At 32.0% G+C, this 6,445-nt stretch carries 4 protein-coding genes, 1 tRNA gene and 2 rRNA genes; 1 reads left to right on the plus strand and 6 read right to left on the minus strand.

Going from position 1 to position 6,445, the window contains the following annotated elements; genetic code table 11:
- Positions 1–12: 12 nt before the first annotated feature.
- The 3 genes from DY123_RS06950 to trpS form a co-directional block, all read right to left on the minus strand.
- Positions 13–1,260 (minus strand): hydroxymethylglutaryl-CoA reductase, degradative, encoded by a 1,248-nt coding sequence (locus DY123_RS06950; protein WP_140924858.1) that lies wholly within the window; start codon positions 1,258–1,260, stop codon positions 13–15.
- A 104-nt stretch (positions 1,261–1,364) separates the two neighbouring features.
- Positions 1,365–2,297, minus strand: a complete 933-nt coding sequence (locus DY123_RS06955) for a Ppx/GppA family phosphatase (protein WP_105964057.1) — start codon at positions 2,295–2,297, stop codon at positions 1,365–1,367.
- A gap of 36 nt (positions 2,298–2,333) precedes the next feature.
- Positions 2,334–3,362: a tryptophan--tRNA ligase gene (gene trpS, locus DY123_RS06960; RefSeq protein WP_140924860.1), complete on the minus strand. Its 1,029-nt coding sequence runs from the start codon at positions 3,360–3,362 to the stop codon at positions 2,334–2,336.
- 310 nt (positions 3,363–3,672) lie between these two features.
- Between trpS and helD the strand changes: the two genes are divergently transcribed.
- On the plus strand, positions 3,673–5,976 hold the full coding sequence (helD, locus tag DY123_RS06965; RefSeq protein ID WP_140924862.1) for an RNA polymerase recycling motor HelD: 2,304 nt from the start codon (positions 3,673–3,675) through the stop codon (positions 5,974–5,976).
- A 44-nt stretch (positions 5,977–6,020) separates the two neighbouring features.
- Here helD and DY123_RS06970 read toward each other — a convergent pair.
- From DY123_RS06970 to DY123_RS06980, 3 genes are all read right to left on the minus strand, one after another.
- Positions 6,021–6,093 (minus strand) — tRNA-Thr (locus tag DY123_RS06970).
- 55 nt (positions 6,094–6,148) lie between these two features.
- Positions 6,149–6,265: ribosomal RNA gene (gene rrf / locus DY123_RS06975) — 5S ribosomal RNA — on the minus strand.
- A 68-nt stretch (positions 6,266–6,333) separates the two neighbouring features.
- Positions 6,334–6,445 (minus strand): 23S ribosomal RNA (locus tag DY123_RS06980); the annotation flags it as partial.

Below are 6,445 nucleotides of genomic sequence, written 5' to 3' on the forward strand. Positions count from 1 at the left end.
TCACCTTCGTTATTATTTTCTTAATTTTTTAATGATTGTTTGGGCATCTTGTAAATTAGGATTAGCTAATTTTCGAAGTTTCTCTACAACATGCGCTAGTTCTTCATCATTGGCTCCAGCACTCATCGCTAAAGATTTTAGTTGTAAATTCATATGCCCCTTTTGAATTCCTTCAGTGACCAAGGCCTTTAAAGCTGCTAAATTTTGAGATAAACCAACTGCTGCAGCCATTTGCATTAATTCATTTTTAGATTGAACTTTGGCAATTTTTTGGTTAACTTTAACTTTGGGTAAAACCTTAGTAGCTCCGCCAACAAAACCTAGTGACAATGGAATCGTCATTTCACCAAACAAAGCCCCATCTTCGATTTTAAATTTACTTAAGCCTTGATAGCTACCATTGCGACTAGCATAAGCATGTACACCACTTTCAACAGCACGCCAATCATTCCCCATTGCCATTACAAAAGCATCAATTCCATTCATAATACCCTTATTGTGCGTAGCTGCTCGATAAGGATCAATTTGTGCAATGTGTGATGCTTCAACAATTTTCTTAGCAACATTATCACCAGAAATACCATTTTTACCTAATTGAGCAAATGGAACTTTTCCGGTAACTCTTACTAAACTATCAATCGAATAATTAGATAAAATACTCATTAAAATATTTTCATTATGATTAGTACTAATAAAGCTGGCTAATGCTTCTAACATCGAATTAATAATATTAGCACCCATTGCTTCTGCAACATCCACGACTAAATCTAATGAACAATAATGTTCATCTAATTTTCTTACATGAATTTTTTTAGCACCACCACCATGATCAATAATGGATTTATGAGCATTATTAGCTGTTCTTAAAAGTTCAGCATAATGATTTTTTACATAACCATAAAGTAAATTATATTTATCAGTTTTAATAATAATCTGGCCTGTTAAATTATGGCCGATCACTTTTGCATGCAAACCATCACTTTTACTAAACATTCGCGCACCATTGCTAGCAGCAGCAATCACTGATGGTTCTTCTGTGACCATTGGAGCCACTTTATTAAAACCATTAATTATAAAGTTAACCGCAATCCCCTCTGGTAATGAATAGTCAGTAATGTAGTTTTCAATTAGACTGTTGTTTTTTTGATTTTTACTATTAGCAAACTCGTCAACTTCTTGATTATTTAAATCAGCAAAGTTAGAAATGATACTTAGTCTTTCATCATAATTTTTATGATAAAAGTGTTTAAAAGTGCCCAAAACAAACACCTCTCATATTTTGAATTCTATATAATGATAACATTTATTAAAAGATTAATAATTAAAAAGGTTTTTAACCTTTAATTTAAGATTAAAAACCAAAATTAATATTTTCTATAATATTTATTAATATATTCGTTAATAATTCCTTCTCTGACCCCGCCATCTGAAAATACAACTCTTCTAGAGTCTAATTCGTCTAAAAGGGTTATCAAAGGCAATAATCCACCGAGAATTATATCTGCACGATCTTTTTCTAATCCGTTCACATTTTTACGATCAGATAAATTTTTACGTAATAGCATCTCATAAGTTCCCAAAATACGATGTTGATTTAAATGATAGCCATTTAAATAATCGACATTATAAAAATGTTGATGATTGCGATTAATCCGAGCCAATGTTCTAGCAGCTCCGCCCAGTAAAATAATTTGATAATGAGAAGCCTTATTTAACCATGGCACCCGATGAAAAATGTTTTTCAAAAAACGTTGTGCATTAAATAAATCAGCACCGTTAACATAATTCTTTAAATTAAACCGCTCAGAAATATTAACCGAACCAACTGGAATACTAATTAAATCACGTCGCTTTCGACCACGCACTCTAACTAATTCGATACTAGCTCCACCAATATCCATTACCAAATAATCATTCATCTTAACTCGATTAATAACACCCAAATAATCATAATATGCTTCTTCACGTCCTGATAACACACGAACATTTAGACCAACTTTTTTACGTACTTTTTTTAAAAATGACTTCTGATTTTTTGCCTGGCGAACAGCTGCCGTTGCAATTGTAATAACTGTTGGATTAGGAATACTACTGTATATTTGTTTAAAGGACTTTAAAGAATCTATTGTCCGACTAATTGCCGTAGGCGTTAAATACTTTTCAGGTCCCATTCCTTCTGACAAACGGCTACTACTTTTACAACGTCTTACTTCTGTGCAAAATCCATCTACATCAATTTTATAGATGGCCATCCTTGATGAATTAGAACCAATATCTACAATTACTAAGTTTTTCATTCCAATCCACCTTAATCAAAAGTAATTAAAAACTGATTACTTAAAATAATTGATACCAATAGCATCTCTGACTTCATCAAGCGTCTTGCTAGCAACTTTATTGGCTTTTTCACTACCAGCTTTTAAGATGTCATAAACTGCTTGAGGGTCTTTTGCGTACATTTCACGACGTTCTCTAATTGGTTGTAATTCAGCTTGCAACACTTCGTTTAAGTAAAGTTTAATTTTTACGTCACCTAAACCGCCGTGGGAATATTGATCTTTTAGATCTTGGACTTTTTGCTTATCATCAGCAAAAATATCTAAGTAAGTAAATACAGTATTGCCCTCAACTTTTCCAGGATCTTCAACGTGAATATGGTTGGGATCAGTATACATTGACATAACTTTCTTTTTAATAGTATCAGCATCATCAGATAGATAAATACAATTGTTTAATGATTTACTCATCTTAGCATTACCATCTAGACCAGGAATACGTCCCATCCCTTTAGGTGGGAAATACCCTTCTGGTTCTACTAAAATATCTTTGCCATAAATGTTATTAACACTTCTAACAATTTCTCTAGTTTGTTCTAACATTGGTTCTTGATCTTCGCCCACTGGAATAGTATCAGCTTTAAAAGCTGTAATATCAGCAGCTTGACTAACTGGGTAAATAAAGAACCCAGCAGGTACGCTTTCGCCAAATTTCTTTTGTTGAATTTCATTTTTAACCGTTGGATTACGTTTTAATCTATTTACAGATACTAAATTTAAATAATGCATTGTTAATTCATTCAAAGCAGGTATTTGTGATTGCACTAAAATAGTAGATTTTTCAGGATCAATACCAACAGCTAAATAGTCCAATGCTACTTGTAATAATGAATGTCTGATTTTTTCTGGATCACGAGCATTATCAGTTAATGCTTGCATATCAGCAATCATAATATTGGTATCATATTTACCAGAATTTTGTAATTCTACACGATTCTTTAATGAACCTACATAGTGTCCAATATGCAATTTACCTGTTGGACGGTCACCAGTTAAAATTACTTTTTTATTTGCCAAATTTATCATCCTTTCAAAAAAAGGCATCCCATTGTTAAATAAACAATAGGACGCCTCCACGCGGTACCACCTAATTTGCAAAATGCCTCTCTGCGATAAGGGTGCATACCCATTTTTAATCCAATTCGCTTTCCTGATCAATCTCAGCAAATGATGATCTCTCTGTAGTTGGTTAGCTAATATCTCTTATAATCATTTATATTTTACTGGATTTAATAGCTTCTGTCAAAATTGCTATTCATTGACATTTCCTATAAATCTCATTAGAATTATTTAGCATATTTGAACGAAACGTATTATAAATTTGAGGGGGACTATAATGGACACTCAAGATTTAAAAAATGAACAAAAACGCGTTGACTATGTAGTAAAAAAATTAGGTCACCGTTTAGAAAAAACACAAATGGAATATGATCAAGCACATAACGAAACTAAAAGAGTTCAACAAAACTACGGTAACAATACTTCTGTTAACTATTTTGAAGTAGATGATCGAATTGAAACTTCAGCTGATTTGCAACAACAAAGAGGTTTAGTTAATACGGTTATCCAAAATGAAGCAATCATCAAAAATCAATTGCAAACTTATAAAAGACTATCAGATTCACCATATTTTGGTCGCATTGATATTTTAGATGATGGTGAACAAGAAAATGAAAAATTATATATTGGGACTGCATCCTTTGTTGATGATGATGATAATTTCTTAGTTTATGACTGGCGTGCCCCTATTTCTAGTATTTATTATAATGGCACATTAGGCAAGGTTAATTATTCTACTCCTGCTGGTAAACAGAGCACTGATTTATTAAAAAAACGACAATTTCAAATTAAAAAAGGACATATTGATAATATGTTTGATACTAATGAAACTGTCGGCGATGAAATGTTGCAAAGTGCATTAGGTGATCAAAATGATGAAACTATGCAAAATATTGTTGCAACTATTCAAAGTGAACAAAATGATATCATTAGAGACACTAACAGTGACTTGTTGGTAGTACAAGGTGTTGCTGGTTCTGGTAAAACTTCAGCAATTTTGCAAAGAATTGCTTTTTTGCTATATCACAGTAGAAGTTCGCTTGAAGCAGATCAAATTATTTTATTCTCACCTAATCGACTATTTTCACATTATATTTCTGATGTTTTACCTAGCTTGGGTGAACGTAATATGCGTCAGGTAACGCTAAAAGAATTTATTGATCACCGTTTTGAAGGACTAAAAGTTCAAGGATTATTTGATAGATATGAAAATGAAGTTAATTTAGATGATAAATTAGCATCAATTAGAAATTTTAAAGAGAGTCATGAATATATGCAACAAATTTATGATTATGCTGAAAATATTGATGCCAAAAATATGTTTTTTAACGATTTAATGCTAGATGGAAAAATTATTTTTGATAATGAAGTTATTGAAAATATTTATGATTCACAACCTAAATTAATGAAGGCTGCTGATAAATTCTTAAGTACTAAAAATCGATTAATTAAGCTTTTGAAAAAGAGAATTGAACTGGAAGTATATAAACCATGGGTAGATGCAAAAATTGATCAGCTTAATTCAGAACAATATCATGATTTCATTGCTGGACATGAACTTGGTAGATTCCAAGATGAAGATGATGAAAGATACTTTATTGCTAAACAAATTGTAACTGAGCATTTCAGAAAAATGTACGACGCTATTTATAATGGTAATTTCTTTGATCCATATGCCCAGTATATTAATTTTATGAAACAAGCTAATTTAAATGCTGATATTAACATCAATGATTGGCAAAACAATGTCCAAAATTACGATAAACAATTAGAAATGCATAAAATTAATTTAGATGATGCAGCCCCTATTTTATATTTGCGTGATTTATTAATGGGTGGTGGACAGAATCAAAAAATGCAATATCTATTTGTTGATGAAATGCAAGACTATTCAATTGCGCAATTAGTTTATATCAAGCATGCATTCCCTAAAACTAAAATTAATTTAATTGGTGATAGTGAACAATCCTTATTTAAAGAGGTAGAATCACCGGAAACATTACTAAATAAATTAAATAACGCTTTTGCTACTAAAAAATCAAGATTAATAACGTTAAATCGATCTTATCGTTCCACTTATCAAATAACTAATTTTGCTAAAGCACTACTTCCTAATGGTGATAAAATTGAGCCTTTTAATCGCCAAGGTCCTTCACCAGAAATAATTATTAGACATAGTGAACAAGCTGGTATAAATTCATTAATCAAAAAAGCAAATAAAGAATTAGAGACCGAAGGAACAGTAGCTGTTATTACTAAAAATTTAGTCGAGGCCAAAGCTGTTTATCAACATATAACTACTAAAATAAATTCAACATTATTGGCTGATACTGATCGTTCATTACCAAAAGGTGTTGTAGTAATGCCTATTTACTTAGCTAAAGGCTTAGAATTTGATTCTGTGATTGCCTGGAATATTTCTGCCGAAAATTATAATTCTAAGAAATTGATTGGCACTTTATATACAATTACTACTAGGTCAATGCATCATTTATCATTAATTAGCATTGGCAATGTATCTCCTATTATTAAAAATGCTAATTTACCAGTCAACGAGTTAAATATTAATCATCAAATATAAAATAAAAGGTCTACTATAAAAAATAGTAGACCTTTTATTTTTTAAGCCGTTTCCGGGATTTGAACCCGGGACCTCTTCCTTACCATGGAAACGCTCTACCTTCTGAGCTAAAACGGCAAGTACAAATAAAAAGCCCTCGATAATTAAACCGAGGACTCTTTATTTAATATTAGCGCGGCAACTTCCTACCCTTGCAAGAGGCGATCCTCTAACTACTCTCGGCGTTTAGAAGCTTAACTGCTGTGTTCGGCATGGGAACAGGTGTATCCTTCTAGCTATCGCCACCACACTATTTATCTGAAAGAACTTCGTTCTTTCAAAACTAGATATTATTATTTCTTTAGAGAACAACCTTACTTGGTTAAGTCCTCGACCAATTAGTACTAGTCCGCTCCATACATTGCTGCACTTCCACTTCTAGCCTATCTACCTAATCATCTCTTAGGGGTCTTACTTCCATAAAGGAATG

Origin of the sequence: Apilactobacillus micheneri (assembly GCF_006493595.1) — a bacterium.
GTDB classification, from domain to species: Bacteria; Bacillota; Bacilli; order Lactobacillales; family Lactobacillaceae; genus Apilactobacillus; species Apilactobacillus micheneri.